The organism is Brevibacillus sp. FW306-2-1A-C05A, from assembly GCF_058781555.1.
The window spans coordinates 307,977-329,822 of record NZ_JBYSWV010000001.1; the positions used below are offsets into that span (position 1 = coordinate 307,977).

At 56.1% G+C, this 21,846-nt stretch carries 24 protein-coding genes; 4 read left to right on the forward strand and 20 right to left on the reverse strand.

Features of this window, described 5'->3' with window-relative positions:
* Positions 1 to 104: 104 nt before the first annotated feature.
* Genes recG through sdaAB form a run of 3 tightly spaced genes read right to left on the reverse strand, consistent with a single transcriptional unit; the run spans position 105 to position 3,763 of the window.
* On the reverse strand, positions 105 to 2,159 hold the full coding sequence (gene recG, locus AC3WJN_RS01615) for an ATP-dependent DNA helicase RecG (protein ID WP_007779154.1): 2,055 nt from the start codon (positions 2,157 to 2,159) through the stop codon (positions 105 to 107).
* Positions 2,160 to 3,044, reverse strand: a complete 885-nt coding sequence (gene sdaAA, locus AC3WJN_RS01620; protein ID WP_005835912.1) for an L-serine ammonia-lyase, iron-sulfur-dependent, subunit alpha — start codon at positions 3,042 to 3,044, stop codon at positions 2,160 to 2,162.
* 56 nt (positions 3,045 to 3,100) lie between these two features.
* A complete protein-coding gene (sdaAB, locus tag AC3WJN_RS01625) occupies positions 3,101 to 3,763 on the reverse strand; it encodes an L-serine ammonia-lyase, iron-sulfur-dependent subunit beta (RefSeq protein WP_007779162.1) in 663 nt (220 codons plus the stop codon).
* 181 nt (positions 3,764 to 3,944) lie between these two features.
* Here sdaAB and AC3WJN_RS01630 point away from each other — a divergent pair, with 181 nt between their 5' ends.
* Positions 3,945 to 4,151, forward strand: a complete 207-nt coding sequence (locus tag AC3WJN_RS01630; protein WP_007779165.1) for a DUF6199 family natural product biosynthesis protein — start codon at positions 3,945 to 3,947, stop codon at positions 4,149 to 4,151.
* A 161-nt stretch (positions 4,152 to 4,312) separates the two neighbouring features.
* Here AC3WJN_RS01630 and AC3WJN_RS01635 read toward each other — a convergent pair whose 3' ends face one another.
* From AC3WJN_RS01635 to AC3WJN_RS01645, 3 genes are read right to left on the reverse strand one after another with little or no spacing between them, the layout of a single operon-like run.
* Positions 4,313 to 5,167 carry a DegV family protein gene (locus AC3WJN_RS01635; protein ID WP_005831016.1) on the reverse strand — a complete coding sequence of 285 codons (855 nt, stop codon included), beginning with the start codon at positions 5,165 to 5,167 and terminating at the stop codon, positions 4,313 to 4,315.
* 21 nt (positions 5,168 to 5,188) lie between these two features.
* Positions 5,189 to 6,895 carry a DAK2 domain-containing protein gene (locus AC3WJN_RS01640; protein WP_005831017.1) on the reverse strand — a complete coding sequence of 569 codons (1,707 nt, stop codon included), beginning with the start codon at positions 6,893 to 6,895 and terminating at the stop codon, positions 5,189 to 5,191.
* A gap of 13 nt (positions 6,896 to 6,908) precedes the next feature.
* Complete coding sequence (locus AC3WJN_RS01645; RefSeq protein ID WP_005831018.1) at positions 6,909 to 7,274, reverse strand: Asp23/Gls24 family envelope stress response protein; 366 nt, start codon at positions 7,272 to 7,274, stop codon at positions 6,909 to 6,911.
* 247 nt (positions 7,275 to 7,521) lie between these two features.
* Here AC3WJN_RS01645 and rpmB point away from each other — a divergent pair, with 247 nt between their 5' ends.
* Entirely contained in the window at positions 7,522 to 7,710 is a 189-nt protein-coding gene (gene rpmB / locus AC3WJN_RS01650; protein WP_005831020.1) for a 50S ribosomal protein L28, read from the forward strand.
* A 95-nt stretch (positions 7,711 to 7,805) separates the two neighbouring features.
* Here the strand turns inward: rpmB and spoVM are convergent, their stop codons facing one another.
* The 6 genes from spoVM to AC3WJN_RS01680 form a co-directional block, all read right to left on the reverse strand.
* Positions 7,806 to 7,889, reverse strand: coding sequence for a stage V sporulation protein SpoVM (spoVM, locus tag AC3WJN_RS01655; protein ID WP_005831022.1), 84 nt, complete (start codon positions 7,887 to 7,889; stop codon positions 7,806 to 7,808).
* A 20-nt stretch (positions 7,890 to 7,909) separates the two neighbouring features.
* Entirely contained in the window at positions 7,910 to 8,047 is a 138-nt protein-coding gene (locus tag AC3WJN_RS01660; RefSeq protein ID WP_162129876.1) for a hypothetical protein, read from the reverse strand.
* A gap of 246 nt (positions 8,048 to 8,293) precedes the next feature.
* Complete coding sequence (gene thiT, locus AC3WJN_RS01665; protein ID WP_007779172.1) at positions 8,294 to 8,854, reverse strand: energy-coupled thiamine transporter ThiT; 561 nt, start codon at positions 8,852 to 8,854, stop codon at positions 8,294 to 8,296.
* Between the two features lie 141 nt (positions 8,855 to 8,995).
* Positions 8,996 to 9,718, reverse strand: a complete 723-nt coding sequence (locus AC3WJN_RS01670; protein WP_005831025.1) for an amino acid ABC transporter ATP-binding protein — start codon at positions 9,716 to 9,718, stop codon at positions 8,996 to 8,998.
* Complete coding sequence (locus AC3WJN_RS01675) at positions 9,711 to 10,370, reverse strand: amino acid ABC transporter permease (RefSeq protein ID WP_005831026.1); 660 nt, start codon at positions 10,368 to 10,370, stop codon at positions 9,711 to 9,713. Before AC3WJN_RS01675 ends, AC3WJN_RS01670 begins: the two co-directional genes overlap by 8 nt.
* Before the next feature lie 56 nt (positions 10,371 to 10,426).
* On the reverse strand, positions 10,427 to 11,251 hold the full coding sequence (locus tag AC3WJN_RS01680; RefSeq protein WP_005831027.1) for a transporter substrate-binding domain-containing protein: 825 nt from the start codon (positions 11,249 to 11,251) through the stop codon (positions 10,427 to 10,429).
* Between the two features lie 329 nt (positions 11,252 to 11,580).
* On the opposite strand from AC3WJN_RS01680, the gene AC3WJN_RS01685 reads away from it, so the two are divergent.
* Together AC3WJN_RS01685 and AC3WJN_RS01690 are read left to right on the forward strand one after the other, a co-directional pair.
* Positions 11,581 to 12,711, forward strand: coding sequence for a M20 family metallopeptidase (locus AC3WJN_RS01685; RefSeq protein WP_035316857.1), 1,131 nt, complete (start codon positions 11,581 to 11,583; stop codon positions 12,709 to 12,711).
* Positions 12,712 to 12,825: 114 nt separating this feature from the next.
* Positions 12,826 to 13,251: an RDD family protein gene (locus AC3WJN_RS01690; protein ID WP_005831029.1), complete on the forward strand. Its 426-nt coding sequence runs from the start codon at positions 12,826 to 12,828 to the stop codon at positions 13,249 to 13,251.
* A gap of 235 nt (positions 13,252 to 13,486) precedes the next feature.
* Here AC3WJN_RS01690 and rpe read toward each other — a convergent pair whose 3' ends face one another.
* From rpe to def, 8 genes are all read right to left on the reverse strand, one after another.
* Positions 13,487 to 14,134: a ribulose-phosphate 3-epimerase gene (gene rpe, locus AC3WJN_RS01695; RefSeq protein ID WP_007779185.1), complete on the reverse strand. Its 648-nt coding sequence runs from the start codon at positions 14,132 to 14,134 to the stop codon at positions 13,487 to 13,489.
* Entirely contained in the window at positions 14,128 to 15,018 is an 891-nt protein-coding gene (gene rsgA, locus AC3WJN_RS01700) for a ribosome small subunit-dependent GTPase A (RefSeq protein WP_007779188.1), read from the reverse strand. The genes rpe and rsgA overlap by 7 nt, the downstream gene beginning before the upstream one ends.
* An 18-nt stretch (positions 15,019 to 15,036) precedes the next feature.
* Positions 15,037 to 17,019, reverse strand: coding sequence for a Stk1 family PASTA domain-containing Ser/Thr kinase (gene pknB, locus AC3WJN_RS01705; protein ID WP_007779191.1), 1,983 nt, complete (start codon positions 17,017 to 17,019; stop codon positions 15,037 to 15,039).
* A gap of 5 nt (positions 17,020 to 17,024) precedes the next feature.
* A complete protein-coding gene (locus AC3WJN_RS01710) occupies positions 17,025 to 17,780 on the reverse strand; it encodes a Stp1/IreP family PP2C-type Ser/Thr phosphatase (RefSeq protein WP_005831036.1) in 756 nt (251 codons plus the stop codon).
* A gap of 4 nt (positions 17,781 to 17,784) precedes the next feature.
* Positions 17,785 to 18,855: a dual-specificity RNA methyltransferase RlmN gene (gene rlmN, locus AC3WJN_RS01715; RefSeq protein WP_005831039.1), complete on the reverse strand. Its 1,071-nt coding sequence runs from the start codon at positions 18,853 to 18,855 to the stop codon at positions 17,785 to 17,787.
* Positions 18,856 to 19,053: 198 nt separating this feature from the next.
* The gene (rsmB, locus tag AC3WJN_RS01720; protein ID WP_007779199.1) at positions 19,054 to 20,400 is read right to left on the reverse strand and encodes a 16S rRNA (cytosine(967)-C(5))-methyltransferase RsmB; all 1,347 of its coding nucleotides are present in this window, start codon (positions 20,398 to 20,400) and stop codon (positions 19,054 to 19,056) included.
* A gap of 3 nt (positions 20,401 to 20,403) precedes the next feature.
* Complete coding sequence (gene fmt / locus AC3WJN_RS01725; protein WP_007779202.1) at positions 20,404 to 21,354, reverse strand: methionyl-tRNA formyltransferase; 951 nt, start codon at positions 21,352 to 21,354, stop codon at positions 20,404 to 20,406.
* A 5-nt stretch (positions 21,355 to 21,359) separates the two neighbouring features.
* A complete protein-coding gene (def, locus tag AC3WJN_RS01730; RefSeq protein WP_005831045.1) occupies positions 21,360 to 21,836 on the reverse strand; it encodes a peptide deformylase in 477 nt (158 codons plus the stop codon).
* Positions 21,837 to 21,846: the final 10 nt, after the last annotated feature.

Sequence of the window (21,846 nt, forward strand, 5' to 3'; positions counted from 1 at the left end):
CGCTGTCGTTTCGTCACGTTTTTTCGAGGGCCGTTTTGCACAAAAAAGCGAAAAGACCTCCTTCGCACACACAGGTGCGGCAAGAGGTCCCTCTCGATGCTGCCTTAATCGAACACGATGCCATCGAGTACGCCTTCGCGCTGCAAATAGTCGCGCAACCACTGGTACGCCGGGTCTCGCCAAAACGAGTCGTCGGCCACCAGCCGCGCCGTCTCCTGTCTGGCAACCTCCAGCGCCTTGTAGTCGGACAACAGGTCAGCGACTTTGAACTCGGGCAAGCCGCTCTGCTTCGTGCCGAAAAAGTCACCCGGTCCGCGCAATTCCAAATCGCGCTGCGACAGCTCAAAGCCGTCCGTCGTCTCGCACATGACGCGCATCCGCTCTTTGCCGATCTCGGACTTCGGATCGGCAATCAGGACGCAGTACGACTGCTCCGAGCCGCGCCCGACCCGCCCGCGCAACTGGTGCAACTGGGCAAGCCCGAACCGCTCCGCGTCGTAAATGACCATGTAGGTAGCGTTCGGCACGTTGACGCCGACCTCGACCACCGTCGTCGAGACGAGAACGGCGTGCTTCCCGGCGAGAAAAGCTTGCATCACCGCATCTTTTTCCTTCGCAGGCAGGCGGCCGTGCATGAGCCCGACGCCGAACTCCGGGAAGACGTGGGAAAGCTGCGCGTGAACATCAATCGCGTTTTGCACGTCGAGCTTTTCCGATTCTTCGATGAGCGGGCAAATGACATACGCCTGCCGCCCTTTGCGCAGCTCGTTGCGCATTTGCTCGAGGACAGCCGGGAACTGGTCGTGCTTTTTCCACGTCGTCTCAATCGGCTTGCGGCCTGCCGGCATCTGGTCGATCGTCGAGACGTCCATATCGCCAAACGCCGTAATCGCCAACGTGCGGGGAATCGGCGTGGCGGTCATGAACAGGACGTCGGGAGTGAGTCCCTTGTTGCGCAAAATGCGCCGCTGCTCGACGCCGAAGCGGTGCTGCTCATCTGTAATCACCAGTCCCAGCCGCGAAAAGAACACGTCCTCCTGAATGAGCGCGTGCGTCCCCACGACGACGTCGATCAGCCCCATTTGCAGCGAGCCGATGACCTCCCGTCTGCGCTTGGCCGTCAAGGAACCGGACAGCAAGGCGACCTCGATGCCGTAGTCCGCCAACAGCTTCGTCAGCGACTGCACATGCTGCTCGGCGAGAATCTCGGTCGGCACCATCAATGCTCCCTGATAGCCAGCCTTCACGGCAGCCAAAAGCGCAATCGCAGCCACCACGGTTTTCCCTGAGCCGACGTCTCCCTGCAACAGCCGATTCATCGCATGCGGGGCGCGCATGTCGTCCAGTATTTCCTTGACGACCCGCTTTTGCGCATCGGTCAGCGGAAACGGCAGCCCTTTGACAAACTGCCGCACCTCGTCCATCGGAATGGCGAGGGCCACGCCTTCCGACTGCTGCCGATTGATGCGGCGCAGCGTCTGGATTTTCAACTGAAATAAAAACAGTTCCTCGAACATGATCCGGCGCCGCGCCTGCCGCCCGTCCTCGGCGTTTTCCGGAAAGTGAATCGAATGAAACGCCGCCACGCGCGGCATCAGCCGGTAGCGTTCCACGATATCCGGCGGCAAAATTTCCGGAATGTCCTTGCCGTATTGCCGCAGCGCCTGCTGGATCGACTTGCGCAGCAGCGTGTGCGTCATATCGCCGCCAAGCGGATAGACCGGAGCCAGCTCGCCGCGTTTGGTCGCCCGCTCCGAATCGACCTCGGTCATCTCGCTGACCGTAATCTGGAGCTTGTGCTTGTCCCATTTTCCGGTCACGAGAATTTCCTTGCCGGGCGATAGCCTGCTTTTCACAAACGTCTGGTTGAACCAGACCGCCGTCACCACTACGCGATCCATGACCATTTTGACGGAGAGGCGCGATTTTCGTTTTCCATAAAAACGAACAGAGGGTTCGCCGTACACCGTGCCCGCCAGCGTGACCCTCTCTCCGTCTTTTACTTCTGTCAAATCGCGCACGCGGTAGTCTTCATAGCGGGAAGGAAAGTACTCCAGCAAGTCGCCGATGCTGTGAATTCCGAGTCCCGCAAATGCCTTCGCCCGTTCCTCCCCTACCCCGTGCAAAAGGGAGACAGGCGACTGATACACCCCGGCCATTTACTTCTCCAGCCGTACGCCGAATACTTTCGCTTCGATCATACGGCCCGTCTGGGTAGCCGCCAGTCCGCCCTGCGCCGTTTCCTTGAGCGCAGTCGGCATGGAGCAGCCAATCCGATACATCGCGTCAATCACTTCGTCTGTCGGGATCACGCTCTTGATGCCCGCCAGCGCCATGTCGGCTGCGACTGTCGCAATCGCGGCTCCCATCGCATTTCGTTTGACACACGGCACTTCCACCAGTCCGGCTACGGGGTCACAGACCAGACCGAGCATATTTTTCAGCGCAATCGCGACTGCCTGCGCCGATTCCTCCGGGGTACCCCCCGCCATCTCGACAATCGCGGCCGCCGCCATCGCTGTCGCCGAGCCGACCTCTGCCTGGCAGCCGCCCGCAGCGCCGGAGATGAACGCGTTATTGGCGATGCAATAGCCAATCGCGCCTGCGGTGAACAAGTAGTTGACCATCTGCTCGCGCGTCGGCTTCAGCTTGTCCGAGACAGCAAACAGCGTTCCCGGCACAATCCCACAGGCACCTGCTGTCGGCGTCGCCACGATCGTTCCCATCGCCGCGTTTACTTCGTTGACCGCAACCGACATCGAAACGGCGTTGAGCAGCGTCGGGCCGGACAGGAAAGGCTTGTTCTTCATATAGTCTTGCAGCTTTTTTGCATCGCCGCCCGTCAGTCCGCTATGGGAGCGAATGTCTTCGGTAAGCCCGCGATGCACGGCTTTTTCCATCACGTCAAGATTGGCGTACATATCTTGCATAATCGCGTCTTTCGTCCGCTGGGACACTTCCATTTCCGCTTCAATCATCACCTGGGAGATTTTTTTGCCCTGGGATTCGGCCAATTCTACCAGTTCAGCTACGTTACGAAACATCTGGTTGATTCACTCCTCTGCTCCTGCTTTTTTCGCGCATCTGGCTGAAAGACAAGCTAGAGCGAAAGCAGGGAAACATCAAAAATATGGGGGATCTGACGAATTTTCTCCAGCACTTCCGGGGATACCGTCGAGTCCGTCTCAATCGCCATCAAGGCCCGCGAGCCGCGCTCGTGCCTGGACACTTCCATGAACCCGACATTGATCCGATGCTCCGTCAGCACTTTGGCCACGGCAGCAATCATCCCGAAACGGTCTTCATGCAAAACGAGGAGCGTCGGCGTATCGAAGCCGAGCTGGAACGAAAATCCGTTTAACTCCAGCACCTCGATCTTTCCGCCGCCGATCGACACGCCGACCAGTTCCACCTGTTTTTGATCGTCGGACAGCCTGATCCGTGCCGTGTTCGGATGCTCGGTCAACACGTCCGATGTCGTCAGCACCACTTCGATTCCTGCTTGTTCCGCAAGCGAGAGCGAGTGCTTCAGGCGCAAATCGGACGTATCGAAGTCGAGAATCCCGGCCACCGTTGCCACGTCGGAGCCATGACCCTGATACGTTTTCGCAAATGAGCCGTAAAAAGTAATGTCTGCCCGCTTAGGCTGCCGTCCGAACAGCTTGCGTGCCACCCGGCCAATCCGGGCAGCGCCAGCCGTATGGGAGCTGGATGGTCCAACCATGATCGGGCCGATGATATCAAATACGCTTTTGTACTTCAACCGGTTCTCCTCCTGAATGACAAAGGGGTTCAACAAGATTCACTCTCATTGTATCCTACAGGCTGTCAAAGCGCCACATGGGAAAGTGTAGCGTATGTTTGGCCGCCTCTGTTGCGGTCGTTCATCTTTTTTGAAACCATTTCCGCCCCATACCATACCTATTCCTATAGGGGGAATTGGTGTGGCTGTGATCGAAATTCTTTTTTATGTCCTGTTTCTATTGTTTGTCGGCTTTCTGGCCCTCTATCCGCGCGCGATCTGGGAGTATGTGAGCAAGCACGGCACCAGTCAGGACGAGCCGTCCGAATTTTACTTCGACATGCTGCGCATAGTGGCCGGGGCGCTTTTCGCCGTGCTGATTCTCGTCGGGTTTGTTTATTATGAATAAACAAGGCGCGGGCGCTTGCTCGTTTTGCATCACGGCGTGTAGCCAGGCGGCGAATCCCGCTCTCCGCTGTTTCGTCCGGACGCGTTGCTGCTTTTGTCGCGCAAAAAGCCTCCCGTCGTTCGGGAGGCTTTCTCGCATATGATTCGCATGGACTTTCGTGCCTACTGCTTGACCATCACGACACCCAACAGCCCTGGCCCTGTATGCGTGCCGATCACCGGACCGATCTGCTCCAGGTGCGATTCGGTCACTTGAAACTCGTTTTTCACCCGCTCCAACAGCTCAGCCGCCTGCTCGTGGGCGCTGCTGTGGAGGATGGCGACTTTTACAGGCTGGCCCTGCGCGTACTCCTGCAACGCTTCCAGGACGCGGTTGAGCGCTTTTTTCGTGCCTCTGACTTTGTCAAAAGCCGCGACGTATCCCGCCGGGTCCAGCGTCAGGATCGGCTTGATGTTGAGCAGCGAGCCGATGACAGCCGAGGCGCGGCCAATCCGCCCGCCTTTTTGCAAAAATTCCAGCGTGTCGACGATGAAGTAAACCTGCACCTCGTCCAGATAGCGGTCGATCGCATCGAGAATCTGCTCTTTGCCCTTCCCGGCCTTCGCGTCCTTCGCCGCTTCCACGCAAATCATTCCGTGGACAAAAGAAGCTTTGCGCGAGTCGATCACGGTAATGTCCATGTTCTCATCGAGCATGGATTTGGCGATCATCGCCGACTGATACGTGCCGGACAGAGAACCGGACAACAGGATGGCGATGATTTGCACGTCGCTTCCGTACTGCTCGTAGATCGCCTTGTACGCTTCGGCAAACTCCAGCGGAGACGGCTGGGAAGTCGTCGGCAAGGCATGCGACTGCTTCAGCTTGTCAAAAAACGCGGAGGAAGAGATCGTCACTCCGTCCAGATACGTCTCCGCCCCAAACATGACCTTCAGCGGAACAGCCACAATCCCGAGCGACTGCCTGACAGACGCATCAATATCGGACGCGCTGTCGGTAAGAATCACAACTGGCATTCTTGCGTGCTCCTCTCCTCATTACTCCACGGAAAAAATAAACGGATACAGCGGCTGTCCGCCGAACTGAATCTCCACTTCCGCATCCGGGTATGCGTCCGCTACAGCTTCCTGCAACGCGTCCGCCTGCTCCTCTGTCGCACCTTCGCCGAGGAACATCGTGATGATCTCGGTGTCCTCGTCCGCCATGCCGAGCAGCAGCGTCTTCGCGCACTCCAGCAATTCCGGTCCAGCCGTGACGATTTCTTTTTCGGCCATGCCGATGAAATCGCCTTCCTTGATCGCGACGTCGCCCATCTGCGTATCGCGAACGGCATGCGTCACCATTCCCGTCTTCACCTGGGTGATCGCTTTTGCCATCGCCGAAGCGTTCACGGCAGGCTCGGCATCCGCATGGAATGCGAGCAAAGCGGCCAGCCCCTGCGGGATGCTTTTCGTCGGCACGACCGAGACGGGAACTTCCGCCAGCTCGGCTGCCTGCTGCGCCGCCATGATAATATTGCTGTTGTTTGGCAGGATGATGATATGTTGCGCATGCAGCCCGGCGATGGCCTTCATGAAATCTTCCGTGCTCGGGTTCATCGTCTGGCCGCCCTCGATCACGACGTGCACGCCCATGCTGCGCAAAATTTTCGCGATGCCTTCGCCAGCGGCAACTGCGATCAGTCCGTACGGAAGCTGCTCGTCCGCCGGCAGGGCCACTGCCGCTGCCTGCGCTTCCCTTTTGCCCTCTTCCGCTTTGAGAATGTTCGCATGCTGCTCGCGCATGTTTTCGATTTTGATCCGGTGCAGGCTGCCGAACTGCTGGGCGTATTGCAAGACGCTGCCCGGATGCTCTGCATGTATATGTACTTTGACGACCTCATCGTCAGAAACGACCAAAAGCGAGTCGCCCATCGTATCGAGATGGCCGCGGAACAGCACCTCGGAAAACGGCTTTTTGTGCGGCTCCGTGCTGTGCGCCACATGAACCATAAATTCCGTACAGTAGCCGTGCTTGATGTCCTCGGTCTTCATGTGGACTTGCGCATTGTGCTGCTCGGAAATCAGCTTGTCCAGCTCTTCCGGGCTCACGGACGGCTTGGCGTGTTCTTCGCTTTCGATCTGTTCCTCGCCGCGCAAGGCGCGCAGGAAGCCTTCGTAAATAAACAGAAGCCCCTGTCCGCCTGAATCGACGACGCCTACTTCTTTCAGTACAGGCAGCATTTCTGGCGTGCGCAAGAGTGTAGCTTGCGCCTGCTCGTACGTTTTTTCCATTACAGAGACAATGTCATCCGACGTGCGCGCTGCACGCACAGCCATCTCCGCCGCTTCGCGGGCTACAGTCAAAATCGTGCCTTCCACCGGCTTCATCACTGCCTGATAGGCAGCGTCCACACCGGACTTCAAGGCGTCGGCGAACTGACGGGCATTCACCTCGTCTTTTCCATTGACTGCTTTGCTAAAGCCGCGGAACAACTGGGATAAAATCACACCGGAGTTTCCCCGCGCTCCCATCAAAAGCCCTTTGGCCAGAGCAGCAGCACTGTCCGCGACTCGGGGAGATTCCTTGCGCCTTAGCTCGTCCACACCGGAAGAGAAAGTCAAATTCATGTTTGTCCCCGTATCGCCATCCGGCACAGGAAAGACGTTCAAGCCATCTACTACTCTGACGTTGGCGGATAATAGGTTCGCCCCCAGGTAAACCATCCGGCTAAACAGCACGCCATCTAGATGCGTATGTACCAACTGTTGTTCCTCCTTACGAATCTCTGTCTGTACGAACTCCCTGTACGAAGATGTTGACGGCCGTGACATCAATGCCTACCGTTTGTTCCAAGGTATATCTCACGCGGCGTTGCACGTTGCCGGCGACCTCGGAAATTTTCACGCCATAGCTGACGATAATATGCATGTCCAAAACCACTTCGCCGTTCGTATTGTGCACAACGACGCCTTTGCTCAGGTTGTCGCGGCCAAGAAGCTCAGCAATTCCATCCTTCAACGCCTTGCGGGAAGCCATACCCACCAGCCCGAATACTTCCATGGCTGCGCCTCCGGCAATTCGTGCGATCACGTCTTCTGTAACATCGATCTTTCCTAGCGATGTACTCATTTCCACTGTCATGCAAGGACTCCTCCTCTGTTAAACAGCTTGACCTCCATAGGTAAGCGTACCCATGCTTCCCTCAATTCTACACTAACATATGGGAGAAATGAAGCGTTTTGTCGAACCTACCAACCCTAGCAGAAAGACGGGGCAAATCATCATGTCAAGTATTGCAATTGACAGCAATGGTGTGCTAATATAGTCGAGTATTTGTATTTCCCATCAAGGAAATCCCGTTTAGATGCAACAAGGGAGGTGGATCGTAATGGCACGTCGCTGCTTTGTAACAGGTAAATCTGCAAAAGCTGGAAACGCTCGCTCCCACTCCATGCGCGCAACTCGCCGCACCTGGGGTGTCAACGTACAAAAAGTGCGCATTCTCGTTAACGGAAAACCGAAGCGCGTTTATGTAAGCACTCGAGCACTGAAATCCGGTCTCGTCACTCGCGTGTAGTTTTGACAAGCTACGCGAAAAAAAGCACCCTCGAGGTGCTTTTTTGCATTTCTCCGACGTTCCTTTTCCGTCTTTTCATGAAGGAGGCCGCGTCTTCATTTTTTCTTGTTGAATGCCTCGATGATGCCGCGAATCATGCCACCCAGGAACTTCGGCAACTTGATGGTGTAAAATCGCATGCTACCCCTCCTCACCGAAATTACTTCCCACGATACAAATACCAGCCCGCCCCCATGAGTGCCGCCGCCAACAGGCTATACCAAACCCACGGAGGTGCCATGTACAGGAAAATGGTGATTCCCCCGACAGCCAACGCAACCCCGAGAACACGTCGCAAGGCGCCCCCCTGTCGCAGGCGATAGGAGCGCAATCCCATTTCTTGCTGCACCTCCTTTAGGTGTTCTCCCAAACGTGCATATTACATCATATTCTGCTGTCGGATAAACATGTATCCTGCCACGCGAAAATGTCGATGTCCGCTGCAAACACAGGTAGAACAGATGACGGCGAAAAGAAAAATTCAGGCAACGCAATTGCTGCCTGAATACATTATGAAAACAATCTGTCTTTTATGCAGGTCCCACTACGCCAATCGGTCGCGCGCCGGAAACAAAAGCTGCGAGGCGCTGCCCAGCACCACCGACAGGACGACGCCCGCGATAATCATTTCGGGAAGCAGGTAGGTGATATTGTAGACAAAGGAATACAGCGCGACAGGCGTGCCTTCTGGCGCGTACTCGCCAAACCAGATGACGCCCGACGTAAAATGGCAAACCAAGCGACCCAGCCCCCCGATCAGCAAGCCGCTCCACAGCGCGAAGATCCGCTGCTTCTTTCCTTCCCGGCCGGACAGGCGGACAAGCCCGGTCAGTCCCAATGCGGCAAACGCCAGCGGATAATCGAGCAACACTTGTACCGGATTGACCAAGGTACTGCCGAACAAGAGCTGAAGCAGTCCTACTACCATCCCCGTAACGACGCCCGCCAGCAAGCCGCGGCGAACCGCGATCAAGGCAATCGGAACCATGACCAGCGAGACGGAGCCGCCCTGCGGCATTTCAAACACCTTGATCTGGCTGAACACAACCGCGAGCGCCGCCATCATCGCCATCTCCAGCAAGATGACCAATCGTTGACGATCCAATCTCCTTCACTCCTTGTCATTCCTCATGAATTTTCATAATAAAAGAGCAACAGCCACCGAAGCTGTCTCTGATTCTAGTCCAAGTCCCAACGCCTGTCAAAGAGAAAAGCCGCAGGCACAAGCTCCCGCGGCTTCCTTTGCTCAACGGACCTTTTCCAGAAACTGCTTGGCCCGTTCGCTTTTCGGATTTTGGAAAAACTCTTTTGGCGGCGCATCCTCCAACAGTCGGCCGTCGTCCAGAAACAGGATGCGGTCGGACACTTCTTCCGCAAAACGCATCTCATGCGTCACGATCGCCATGGTCATCCCGGTGTGGGCCAACCCTTTCATAACCTCCAGCACCTCTTTGACCATCTCCGGATCAAGCGCGGACGTCGGCTCGTCAAACAGCATGATTTGCGGCTCCATGACCAGCGAGCGGGCGATGGCGACGCGCTGCTTCTGCCCGCCGGACAATCGCGACGGGAAGACGTCGGCTTTGTCGGCCAAACCGACACGCGCAAGCAGCTCCCGCGCCTTTTTCTCCGCCTCGCTTTTCGCCATGCCTTTTACCTTGATTGGCGCGTAGGTCAGGTTGTTCAGCACGGTCATGTGCGGGAACAGGTGAAAATGCTGGAACACCATCCCGATCTGCTGGCGGATCGCCATGACGTTTGCCTTTGGGTCGGTAATTTCCTGACCGTTGATCGCGATTTTGCCGCTGGTAGGGACTTCCAGCAGGTTTATGCAGCGCAGCAGCGTCGATTTTCCCGATCCGGACGGCCCGATGATCGCCACGACCTCGCCTTTGCCGATTTCGGTGGAGATGCCTTTCAAGACGTTCAGTTGCCCGAACGACTTCGTAATGTTGTCGATTTTAATCACTGCGTCTCATCCTCCGTTCCACTACGCGCGCTACCCATGTCAGGATCATGACCATGACATAGTACAGGAAGCCGGCGATCAGGTATGGTTCAAAGTAGCGGAAGATGGCCCCTTTTACCACGTTCGCATTTTGCATGATGTCGGACAGACCGATCGTGGAAACGAGCGCCGACTCCTTCAGAAGCGCGATCGTCTCGTTCACGAGCGCAGGCAAAATGTTTTTCACGCCCTGCGGCAAAATGATGTCGAGCATCATGCGGCGATACGGGATGCCGAGCGCCTTGGCCGCTTCCCACTGTCCTTTGTCCACAGCCATAATTCCGCCGCGAATCGTCTCCGAAATGTACGCCCCCGAGTTCAGGGTAAACGTCAGGACGGCTGCTTCCAACTGCGAAATGTTGTAGCCGGTGAGCTGCGGAGTCGCGAAGTAGACGAACGTGAGCTGCAAAATCAGCGGCGTTCCGCGAAAGACGGACGTGTAGGCGACAGCGAGCCAATTCAGCGGCCCGAATTTAGAAATTTTGATGAGTGCGAGGATCGAGCCCCAGATGAAGCCTAAAACGACGGAAATCAATGTAACAAGCAGCGTGCCCTTTATCCCCTGCAAAATGAAAGGGATATAGGGCACGATTTGCGCAAAATCCAAATTCATGCCCTCTCTCACCTCTTGCTACGTTGCGTAGTTGTAAAAAGCTTTGCGTTCAGAGATTATTGAGCGAACCATTTTTGGATCAGCTTGTCCATTTCTCCGTTTTCCTGCATTTTTTTGATAACCTCGTTAAACTTCGCTACGTGTGGAGAGCCTTTTGGAAAAGCGATGGCAGAGCCGTTCGTTTCCTTCGATTCAATCGTGGTGAACTGCAAGCCAGGGTTGCTCTCTACGAAGCTTTTGGCCACGTGGTCCTCGATGATGGCAGCGTCGACGCGGCCGGTTTTTACTTCTTCCACGATCTCGCCCAGCTTGTTCAAGGAAGTCACTTGCAAGCCTTGTACGGTTTTCGCCAGCTCTTGCGCCGCCTCTTCCTGGATAGAGCCAAGCTGTACGGCGATCTTTTTACCCGCGAGCTGATCCGGCTTGGTGATGTTGCTATCCTTCTTGGAGACGATCGTATTTTTCGCTTCATAGTAGATCTCGGAGAAATCCGCATTTTTTTTGCGCTCATCCGTTGGCGTCATGCCCGCCATGACGAAATCGGCACGATTCGTTTGCAGCGCCGGAACCAGTCCGTCGAAGTTCATGTCGGTAATCTGGATTTCATAGCCCAGTTCTTTGCCGATGTATTTGGCGATGTCGATGTCAAACCCGACGATCTCGTCCTTGCCGCTGGTCAGGTCGTGGTATTCATACGGCTTGTAGTCCGCAGACGTCGCCATGATGAGCGTCTTTTTCTCGCCAGCTTGTCCTCCTTGGCCTGCCGGTTGCTCCTGGCCTGCGCCCGCTTGTGGCTGGTTGCCCGTGCCGCAGCCTGCGATCATCGCCGCAGCCAGCAGAGACGATAATGCAAGAGAAAGAATCGATGTCCGTTTTTTCATTGTGTACCCCCGGTTGAAATGATTTACTGCAAAAGCAGCCATGCTTGCCTAGAATATTTTGCACAACAACTTATATTTATGCAGGATAATGACTATTTTAATCAATAACTAAACAATTTCAATCATTTTTTCACCATCTGTTAATTATGCAAAATACAGAATTTTACACACAAATCACTTTCCTCCTTTTGTTTGCCGTGCTTCCTGCTCTGCCTAGTATGCCCGACTTCTTAAGGATATCGTGACGGCCCGTCGGATTTTTCTCTGGCGAAAAGGGGCGCGAAGCTTTATAGTGCATATGAAAAGCTCGTACATAAAGGAGGAAGACGATGATGACCAACTGGACGTCTTATTTTCGCGAGCAGCTCCCGGAAATCGTGGCCGAGCTGCGCACCTACGTGGAGATGGAAAGCCCGACCCACAACAAGCAGGCGGTCGATCGGCTCGGCCTGCTGATCGCCGAGCGTTTCCGCGAGCTGGGCTGCCGGATCGAGCGTCTGCCGCAGGAAACGTACGGCGACCAACTCCGCATCGAATACGGCGAGGGCGACGAGCAAATTCTCGTGCTGGGACATTTTGACACGGTGAAGGAAATCGGCACGCTTGCGAAGGAGCCGTGGCGGGAGGAAGACGGCCGCCTGTACGGACCGGGCACGTACGACATGAAAGCCGGGATCGTTTTCGCCTACTTCGCCCTGCGCGCGATCATCTCGCACAAGCTCCCGCTCCGGAAAAAGCTGGTCTTTTTCTGGAATACGGACGAGGAGATCGGCAGTGTCTCCTCCGAGCAACTGATTAGACAGGAAGCGGCGCGAAGCAAATACACGCTGGTGCTGGAACCGGCAGCCGGAGACGGTTCCTTGAAAACGAGCCGCAAAGGCGGCGGGGAATTTTTCCTGACCGCAACCGGACGCGCTGCTCATGCTGGCAACGATCACGCCCTTGGGGTGAATGCCATCGAGGAGTTGGCCCATCACGTCCTGGCGATTCAGTCGTTTACAGACTACGCCAAAGGAACGACCCTGTCTGTCGGCACGATCAAGGGAGGCAGCGTCTCCAACGTCGTTCCGGACTGGGCGACGGCGGACATCGACGTCCGCGTTCAAAGCCACGACGAAGCCGAGCGGATTACCCGGCTGATGAACGAGCTCTCCCCTGTGCTCGCTGGCGCAGAGCTAAAACTTGCGGGCGGCATTGCCAAGCCGCCGATGGAGCGGACCGACGGTACCGCGAAGCTGTTTTCGCTTGCCCAGGAGCAAGCGCGCCTGGAAGGCTTCGAGCTGACGGAGTGCGGTGTCGGCGGAACCAGTGACGGCAATTTTGCCGCAGATGCCGGATGTCCGACACTCGACGGACTCGGCCCTGTCGGTGACGGCGCCCACGCCTCCCACGAGCACGTCGTCGTCGATGCCATCCCCGGCCGCATGGCAGTTTTGCTCCGCCTGTTGACCACCCTGTAAAAAAGCTTTTCTCCCGCTTGATCGCCGAGGAATCGCTGGCGTTTTTTCATGAAATACTTTCAACTGACCAAACATATATATTCCCTAGCCTCGGAAAAGAAAGGAAGGGTACGTATGGAAAACGCTGCACCATTGCCAAGCAATCCCGTCGGGTTTTGGCGGCGTCTCGGAGCGTCCCTGCTGGACGGACTGATTATCGGTGTGCCTCTGGCTATCATCAGCTATTGGATTACAGGCCAAACGGAAGGAAATCTCGCGACCAATCTGATCTCCACGCTATACAGCCTGCTCGTTCCGGTATTTTGGTCCGGCTATACGGTCGGCAAAAGAATTGTCGGCGTGCGCATCGCCCGCGTGGACGGCGAGTCTGTCGGGATCGGCACGATGCTGCTGCGCGTGCTCGTCGGCATGATGCTCGTCTATGGCATTACGTTCGGGCTGGGAGCCCTAGTGAGCCTCATCATGGTCTGTGTGCGCAAAGACAAGCGCGCGATTCACGACCTGATCGCCGGTACGTATGTGACTTCTGATCGTCCCTAGCAGATGATTGCCTGTTTTCAGCAGAAAAGCGCCACTAGGATTGCGGAAAATTCCGCGACAGGCGACTGCTTGCCAGCCGAAAACCGGATGCCGGATGCTGTGTTTGCCGCATCGGCAAAAGCCTCGTTGCGGACACGGCGTTTTGCTCGGCCGCTCCATTTTTTTCGCACGCCAAAAAGCCATCTGCGCCGTTTTGTTGCAGATGGCTTTTTCCTGTTCAGTTCACCGTTTTCGTTTATCCGCGAATCGCTGAAATCGCTTTTGCGCGATCAGGCTGGTTGAACACCGCGCTGCCTGCGACGAGTACAGTCGCTCCCGCCTCTTCGCACAGGCGCGCTGTTTCGGCATTGACGCCGCCGTCGATCTCGATCTCGACATGGTCCAGCCCGCGCTCGTTCAGCAGGTCGCGCAGCGCCTTGATTTTCGGCACGACGTTGTGGATGAATTTTTGCCCGCCAAAACCAGGGTTGACGGTCATCAAAAGCACCATGTCCAGATCAGGCAGCACAGGCTCGATAGTCGCAATCGGGGTGGCCGGATTGAGCACAACGCCAGCCTTCACGCCTTGTTCTTTAATCAGGTAGAGCGTTCTGTGCAGGTGGCGGCACGCTTCCTGATGAACCGTGATCCAGTCCGCACCGCTTTTGGCAAACTGCAGGATGTAGCGGTCCGGCTCTTCAATCATCAGATGCACGTCCAGCGGCAGCTTGGTCACGGGACGGATTGCCTCGACGATCAATGGCCCGATCGTGATGTTCGGCACAAAATGTCCATCCATCACATCCACGTGAATCCAGTCTGCTCCCCCGCGCTCAACATCGAGAATCTCCTCGCCCAGACGGGCAAAATCCGCTGACAGGATAGAAGGTGCGATTTTTACCATGGTTTGTTCCTCCGTTGATATTCTTTCAGCTCTTCGCGGAACTGTTTGTAGTGTTCGTAGCGATCCTCGCTCAGCTCGCCTGCCGCCAGCGCCGCCTGGACGGCACATGACGGCTCGCTTACGTGCAGACAGCCGCGGAATTTGCAATCCGCGCTGAGGGCAGCAAAGTCACGGAACGACTCGGCCAGATCCAGCTCGGTAAAGTCGATGAACTCCAGCGAACTGAAGCCTGGCGTGTCGGCCACATAGCCGCCGCCTGGAAGCGGGATCAGCTCGACGTGACGGGTTGTATGCTTGCCGCGTCCCAGCTTTTGGCTGACATCGCCTGTCTGCAGGCTGACGCCAGGGAACAGCGTGTTAATCAGCGATGATTTTCCCACTCCTGACTGCCCGGCGAAAACGGTAATCCGGTCGTGCAAAATGGAGCGCACTTCCTCTAGGCCGCGCTCGTCTACCGTCGAGGTCGGAATCACCTGATAGCCGATGGCCTCGTATTGGCGCACGATGGCGTCCACTTCTTCCTGCGACACCTGATCGGCTTTGGACAGCACAATGACGGAATCGATCCCGACGTGCTCGGTATGAGCCAAAAACTTGTCCAAAAGAAGCGAGCTAAACATCGGCTTGTACATGGAAAAGACGAGAACAGCCTGATCTACATTGGAAATGGGCGGGCGGACCAGCTCATTGGTCCTTTCGCCCACCTCCATGACATAGCCTTCTTCTTCATTGATCGCATCGTAGACGACCCAGTCGCCCACGAGCGGGTTCACCTTGGCGTCTTTTTTCTTGAACAGCCCTCTTGCACGGCAACTGTAGATGCGCCCCTCATCGGCTACATAGTAAAAGCCGCTCAGCGCTTTCACAATCCGTCCTTCTGGCATTCATGTCCCTCCACTATCCTACGGCAAGCTGTTATACGAGATCGGAATGGTTTGATAATCCCTGAATTCGGTGTCGTTCTGCCTTTTGACTGTTGCTCGGACAACTGCGTCTTTTTGCGGCGAGAGAACGACCGGCACGTCGTATTCTTTGTTTTCCGCGATTGTTTCTTGCTGGAATACTTTTGCTTCGCCGCGCGCGTCTGTCACTTCGATCTTGACTTCCACGGTCTCGCCAGGCACTACTTCTACGTACACAGTGGCAACGGCAGACTTGGCGTCTTGCGGATACTGCCCGTTGCTGACTGTCAGCGGAACGGCTACGCCTTTTTGCACCTGCATGCCCGGATCGTACGGATGCGTGCTCAGCACTTCGTCCGCCTTGTCGGTGGTGTAGGTTGGCACTTTCTTGATTTCTCCGACAACAAGCCCTTTTTTGAACAGTTCCAATTGGGCCGCTTCCACCGATTTTCCGCGCACATCCGGCATGGGGACAAACGCTTTGCCTTTGCTGATCGTCACCTTCACGTTCGTCTTGCCCGGATACACCTTTTCATTCGCTTCCGGCGACTGCTTGATGACGGTTCCCACTTCGGCCTTGTCGTCCTCTTCCTCTACGAACGTGACCATTTCCAGCTTGAAGCCGTTCTTTTTCAACGTTTCCTCCGCTGTTGCCCGCGGCAGGGTGACCAGATTCGGCATGTCGATCTGCTCCTGGCCTTTGCTGACGTACAAGGTGACAACGGCCTTTTCCTTCAGCCTCATCGGCGGTGCCGGGTCCTGACGGATGACCATGCCTTTTTCGATCGTATCGCTTGCTTCTTCTACAATCTGCGGTACGAGATTTTTTTCCTTGATTTTGTCCTCGGCGAGTTCCACTTGGATTCCTTCCACATACGGAACAGGCACCTCAGGAATGGAAGGGAACACGTTCAACAGGAAGTTGAAACCGAAGAACGCGAGCACGAAAAACAGTCCAATGCCACCGACCCAGAAAAGAGCCTTGACCCACCATTTTTTCGGCGGCTTATCATCCTCGTCTTCTTCGGACGGCTCATGGCGGCTGCGCTGTCCGACTCCTGTTCGGCCGCTCGTGTGCCCTTCCATCATCTCCGGTGTAATAATCGGAACGACGCGCGTCATCTCCTCATCCACCGGGAAGGTTAGCTTTTCCTCGTTCAACCGTTCCGGAAACAGGCACGTCTCCAAATCTTCAAGCATTTCCCGCGCGGATGCGTACCTAAGAAACGGATCTTTGACCAGCGCCTTCAAGATGACGTTTTCCACGCTTTGCGGAATGTTCGGGTTTACCTGACGCGGCTCGGGCAACGGCTCCTGCAAATGCTTGAGCGCCACCGATATCGGCGAATCGCCGGAAAACGGCAGCTCCCCGGTCACCATCTCATACAGCACGATCCCGAGCGAGTAAATATCGGACTTTTCTCCCGTAATCCCGCCACGCGCCTGTTCCGGCGAAAAATAATGGACAGAGCCAAGCATGGCGTTCGTATGGGTAATCGTAGCAGAAGTAACGGCGCGCGCGATACCGAAGTCCGTCACCTTCACTCTGCCATTTTTTCCGATCATGATATTGTGCGGCTTGATGTCTCTGTGAATGATCTGGTTTTGATGCGCGTGATCGAGTGCATCGCAAATTTGCTCGGCGATGCGCACTGCCTCCTCTACGGGCAATGCCCCACGCTGGATAATGACTTCCTTGAGCGTGCAGCCTTCTATGTACTCCATCACCATGTAGTGCGTGTCGCCTTCCTGGCCTACATCGTACACCCCGACCACATTGGGGTGAGACAAGCTTGCTACCGCCTGCGCTTCACGCCGAAACCGATTGACAAAGTCTTCGTCCGTACCAAACTGCGAGCGCAGCACTTTGACGGCCACCGGACGATTCAGGATCAAATCCCTGGCTTTGTATACGATCGCCATACCGCCTCCGCCGACGCGGGATTCCAATTGATACCGTCCACCCAGTCGTTGACCTTCCATCTCTCTCACCCCTCTTTCTGACCGACATCAAGCTTTTTTTGGACAGCAACCAGCGTAATGTTGTCTTCCCCACCGGCATCCAGCGCTTCCTGCACCAGACCGTCCACTTTTGCTTGCAGCGATATCTGTTTCTGTAACCAATTTTCCAGAGAGGCATGGCCTACCTTGTTCGTGAGACCATCCGAGCAGATGAGGACGACATCGCCCTCCGACCACTCGAACTGTCCCAAATCAATCAACACATCCGGCTCCGTGCCGAGCGAACGCATAATCACGTTTCGATGCGGATGGACCGATGCTTCTTCCTCGGTGATTTGTCCGCTTTTCAAGAGTTCGTTCACCAGAGAATGGTCCTCTGTCTTCATCACCAGCCCGTCTGCATTGTAAAAATACAGACGGCTGTCGCCAATATGGGCGGTGATAACGGAAGATTCTCCCAACAGCGCCGCCACAACGGTCGTCCCCATTCCGCTGCACTCTGGATGGTTCACAGCGTAATCGTAGACTTCCCTGTTGGCAAGCAGAACGGCATTCATCAGTTGCTCGCGCGCGTCTTCTGCGTCGAGTTGCCCATCCAGGTGGCGCAGTTCTTTTACTATTCGCTCAACAGCAAGGCGGCTGGCAATGTCCCCAGCCTGATGGCCGCCCATACCGTCTGCAACAATGGCCAGCACGCGTCCGTTCAGATCGGCAACACAGGCATAGTAGTCCTCATTGATCTGACGGACGCGGCCAACATGGGATTTCATCGCGATTTCCATGGCTTCACCCCACGGTTTCTTTAGCGTGTTGTGCCCTCAGTTGACCGCAGGCAGCGGCGATATCACTGCCTTGTTCACGTCTGATGGTCACATTGATTCCCTTTTCCTCCAAAATGCGTTTGAACTGAAAAATTTCGTTGCGTGGTGTACGCACGTAATCGCGCTCGGGCACGTAGTTGACCGGAATCAGATTGACGTGGCAGAGCATGTCTCCGATCAGGTCGGCCAGTTCCTCGGCGTGCTCGGGCTGATCGTTTTTCCCGCCGAACAGACCGTACTCGAAGCTGATCCGGCGACCTGTCTTGTTAATATAATGACGACACGCTTCCATCAGCTTGTCAAGCGGAAAGCCGCGGTTGATCGGCATCAGCTTGCTGCGCAGCTCCGTATTGGGCGCGTGCAGGGAAATCGCCAGGTTCACTTGTCCGCCGCGCTCGGCAAACTCGTAAATTTTCGGCACGATTCCGCTGGTGGAGACGGTAATATGACGGGCGCCGATGTTCAGTCCCCGGTTGTCGTTGATGATCGACAAAAAGGCCATCAGACTCTCGAAGTTTTCAAACGGCTCGCCAATCCCCATCACCACGACGTGGCTGACGCGCTCGCCCTCTGCATCGAGCTTGCGCTGGGCCATCAGCACCTGGGAAACGATCTCGCCCGCATCGAGGTTGCGCTTCAATCCGCCGAGCGTGGAGGCGCAAAACGTGCAGCCGATCCGGCAGCCGACCTGCGTCGTCACACAGATGCTGTTTCCGTAGCTGTGGCGCATGATGACCGTTTCGATGGCGTGACCATCCACGAGCTGGAACAAAAACTTGATCGTTCCGTCCGTCGATTGCTGATGCGTAATTTCTTTCAAAGAATCCAGGCGGAACGTCTCGGCGAGCTTTTGCCGCAGGTCTTTGGAAAGATTGCTCATCTCATCAAAGGAAGTCACACGCTTTACGTACAGCCAGTCAAAAATTTGCTGGGCGCGAAAAGCTTTGTCACCTGCGCTGATGAGCCATTCTTTCAGTTCGTCTTGAGTCAAGCTGTAAATAAGCGGCTTTTCGCCTGTAAATGTCGTGAATGGCATTTCTTTTCCACATCCTCAAAATCATTGCTTGCACAAATCGTCATTCTATCATTGTACCTCGCCTCGCGTCGCGCTTCAAACGGTTTTGGCATCCATTTCAGAAATGCATCCCTTTTCCTAGTGTAAACCAATCTGCAGAAGCGCAAACAAAGGCAAAGGAGTGGCATTTTTCGCAGTTGGCGCGCCACCCCTCTCTTGCTATCTTTTTCGTTTCAGACGCGCGATAAAGAAGCCATCACTCTCAAAATGATGCGGCAAAATCTGCACGCATGCCCCTGTCTCGTCCACATGCGCCCGAGCGGCCTCTGGCAAGTCGTGCGCAAGCGTCTCGTCCAGGACAAACTCCGGGTGCTCCTTGACGAAGCGCTGGACGATCTTCTGATTTTCCTCCGGCTCAATCGTGCACGTGCTGTACACGAGAACGCCATCTGCCGCAAGCATCGGCGCCAGCGCCTTGAGCAGTTCGTACTGCAACTGGGCAATCGCGCGAACATCCTCTGGCGTTTTGTTCCATTTCAAGTCTGGCTTGCGCCGGATGACGCCGAAGCCCGAGCACGGCGCGTCGAGCAAAATCCGGTCGAACGTCCCCAAGCCTCTGTCTGGCAAATCGAGCGCATCGCTCGTGATCGGCTCGATGATGGAGATGCCGAGCCGCTTTGCCGTTTGCGCAATCAGGTCGCGCTTGTGCGGGTGAAGGTCGCACGCGACGATGTGCCCGCGATTTTCCATCAGCTCCGCGATATGCGTCGTTTTCCCGCCGGGAGCCGCGCAGGCGTCGAGGACGCGCATGCCTGGCTTGGCGGCAAGCGCAGGCGCTACCAGCATGGAACTTTCGTCTTGAATCGTAAAGTAGCCTTCGCGAAACAGGCGCGAGCCGGCCGCGTGCCCACCCTCTACCAAAATCGCTTGCGGGCTGAGCGCCGACTGCCTCGCCGCCGTTTCTTCTGCCGCGAGCTTGTCCAGCAATTCGCTCGCGCTTGTTTTCAGCGAATTGACGCGAATGGAGCTGTGCGGATGGCGGTTGTTGGCTTCGCAGATCGCGATCGTCGTCGCTTCGCCGTACACCGCAAGCCATTGCCGAACGAGCCATTCCGGATGGGAATGCTCTACTGCGATCTGCGTGGCGCGGTCACCTTTTGGCAGACGCTCCCACACATCCGGCTGGCGCAAGACGTTGCGCAGGACGCCGTTGACCATCGAAGCAATCCCTTGGTGACCTCGGCGCTTCGCCATTTCCACCGCCTCGTGAACGGCTGCGCGCTCAGGGATACGGTCCAGAAAGCGGATTTGGTACAGGCTGAGCCGCAGCAGGTTGCGCACCCACGTCTGCAGCTTTTTGTTCCCGACAAAGTGGGACAGGACGTGATCGAGCGTGAGCTTCCGCTGGATCGTGCCGTACACCAGTTCTGTCACCAGCCCCGTATCTGCCGCGCTGAGCTGCGCGCGGTCCAGAACGCCTCGCAACTCCAGATTGCTGTACGATTTGTGTTCCTCGACTCTGTTCAATACATCTAGCGCAATATCACGCGCTCCCTTTTTTGCCACGGGCTATTCTCCTACCTTCGTGCCGATTTCGATGCTGCTGCCCGCTCCGCGCAAAAAGTCGAGAGCGCTCATCCGTTTTTTGCCTTCCGGCTGCAATTCGGTTATTTTGACCGCCCCGCTGCCGCACGCGACGACCAGGCCGTCTTCCTCGCGGGCGATAATCGTTCCCGGCGCTTTTTTGCTGCCAGCTTCGGGCCATTTTTCCACCCACCACAGCTTCCACACTTTGCCTTCGTATGTCGTGAAGGCGACAGGCCATGGGTTCAGTCCGCGTACCTGGTTGTAGATTTGCGCGGCGGATTTCGTCCAGTCAATTTTTTCGTCAGCCCGCTTGATATTCGGCGCAAATGTCGCAGCCGAGTGATCTTGCGCTTCCGGCTGAATCTCCCCTGCCAGCAGCCGAGGCACCGTCTCAAGCAAAAGCCGGGAGCCAGCGACCGCCAGCTTGTCATGCAAAAGTCCGACCGTGTCGCGTTCCTCGATCGGCACGACGACTTTGGACAGCATGTCCCCTGCGTCCAGCGCCTCTACCATGTACATGATCGTCACGCCCGATTCGGCTTCCCCGTCGACGATTGCTTTGTGGATCGGCGCACCGCCGCGATATTTCGGCAAAAGCGAGGCGTGCACATTGATGCAGCCAAACGGCGGCGCATCCAAGAGCCGCTTGGGCAAAATTTGCCCGTAAGCCGCTGTCACGATCAGGTCGGGAGACAGCGCCAGCACTTCTTCCAGCGCTTCTTCTGCCTTGATTTTTTCCGGCTGCAAAACAGCAAGTCCATGACGCAAAGCCGCCTCCTTGACGGGGGGCGGCGTCAACACTTGCTTGCGTCCTACGGGACGATCCGGTTGTGTCACGACTCCAATCACGTTATAGCCTGCTTCGATGAGCGCGTCGAGGCTCGAAACCGCGAAGTCAGGCGTACCCATAAAGAGGATGCGAGCATCTTTCAAATCGGTTATTCCCCTTCCTCTTCCGGGTTCACCTGATAGACCTTGTCGGCTACGTCGATGAACAGCACGCCATTCAGGTGATCGATTTCATGCTGGGCGCAGCGGGACAACAGGTCTTCGGCCTCCAGTTCGATTTCGTTGCCAAAGCGATCCTGTCCGCGCAGCTTGATCCATTGGTGGCGGCGAACATCTCCGCGCAGCCCCGGGATGCTCAGGCAGCCTTCCGGATAGTCAAACTGCTCGCCTTTGTGGTCGACGATTTCCGGGTTGACGATTTCGATCAGCCCGTCGCCGCAATCCATGACAATCACGCGCTTGGAGATGCCTACCTGCGGTGCAGCCAAGCCTACGCCCTCTGCATCGTACATCGTGTCAGCCATATCGTCCAACAGCTTGTGCAGGTTGGAGTTGAACTTGGTCACCTTCATTGCCTTTTCACGCAAAATCGGATCTGGATGTTTTACAATTGTGCGAATTGCCATGTGAATCATA

Bases quoted from the DNA above. Each gene is read 5' to 3' on its own strand.
- recG (WP_007779154.1), bottom strand. From the start codon at position 2,159: ATGGCCGGGGTGTATCAGTCGCCTGTCTCCCTTTTGCACGGGGTAGGG.
- sdaAA (WP_005835912.1), bottom strand. From the start codon at position 3,044: ATGTTTCGTAACGTAGCTGAACTGGTAGAATTGGCCGAATCCCAGGGC.
- AC3WJN_RS01635 (WP_005831016.1), bottom strand. From the start codon at position 5,167: ATGCCAGTTGTGATTCTTACCGACAGCGCGTCCGATATTGATGCGTCT.
- AC3WJN_RS01645 (WP_005831018.1), bottom strand. From the start codon at position 7,274: ATGACAGTGGAAATGAGTACATCGCTAGGAAAGATCGATGTTACAGAA.
- rpmB (WP_005831020.1), top strand. From the start codon at position 7,522: ATGGCACGTCGCTGCTTTGTAACAGGTAAATCTGCAAAAGCTGGAAAC.
- spoVM (WP_005831022.1), bottom strand. From the start codon at position 7,889: ATGCGATTTTACACCATCAAGTTGCCGAAGTTCCTGGGTGGCATGATT.
- AC3WJN_RS01675 (WP_005831026.1), bottom strand. From the start codon at position 10,370: ATGAATTTGGATTTTGCGCAAATCGTGCCCTATATCCCTTTCATTTTG.
- AC3WJN_RS01680 (WP_005831027.1), bottom strand. From the start codon at position 11,251: ATGAAAAAACGGACATCGATTCTTTCTCTTGCATTATCGTCTCTGCTG.
- AC3WJN_RS01685 (WP_035316857.1), top strand. From the start codon at position 11,581: ATGATGACCAACTGGACGTCTTATTTTCGCGAGCAGCTCCCGGAAATC.
- AC3WJN_RS01690 (WP_005831029.1), top strand. From the start codon at position 12,826: ATGGAAAACGCTGCACCATTGCCAAGCAATCCCGTCGGGTTTTGGCGG.
- rpe (WP_007779185.1), bottom strand. From the start codon at position 14,134: ATGGTAAAAATCGCACCTTCTATCCTGTCAGCGGATTTTGCCCGTCTG.
- rsgA (WP_007779188.1), bottom strand. From the start codon at position 15,018: ATGCCAGAAGGACGGATTGTGAAAGCGCTGAGCGGCTTTTACTATGTA.
- pknB (WP_007779191.1), bottom strand. From the start codon at position 17,019: ATGGAAGGTCAACGACTGGGTGGACGGTATCAATTGGAATCCCGCGTC.
- AC3WJN_RS01710 (WP_005831036.1), bottom strand. From the start codon at position 17,780: ATGGAAATCGCGATGAAATCCCATGTTGGCCGCGTCCGTCAGATCAAT.
- rlmN (WP_005831039.1), bottom strand. From the start codon at position 18,855: ATGCCATTCACGACATTTACAGGCGAAAAGCCGCTTATTTACAGCTTG.
- def (WP_005831045.1), bottom strand. From the start codon at position 21,836: ATGGCAATTCGCACAATTGTAAAACATCCAGATCCGATTTTGCGTGAA.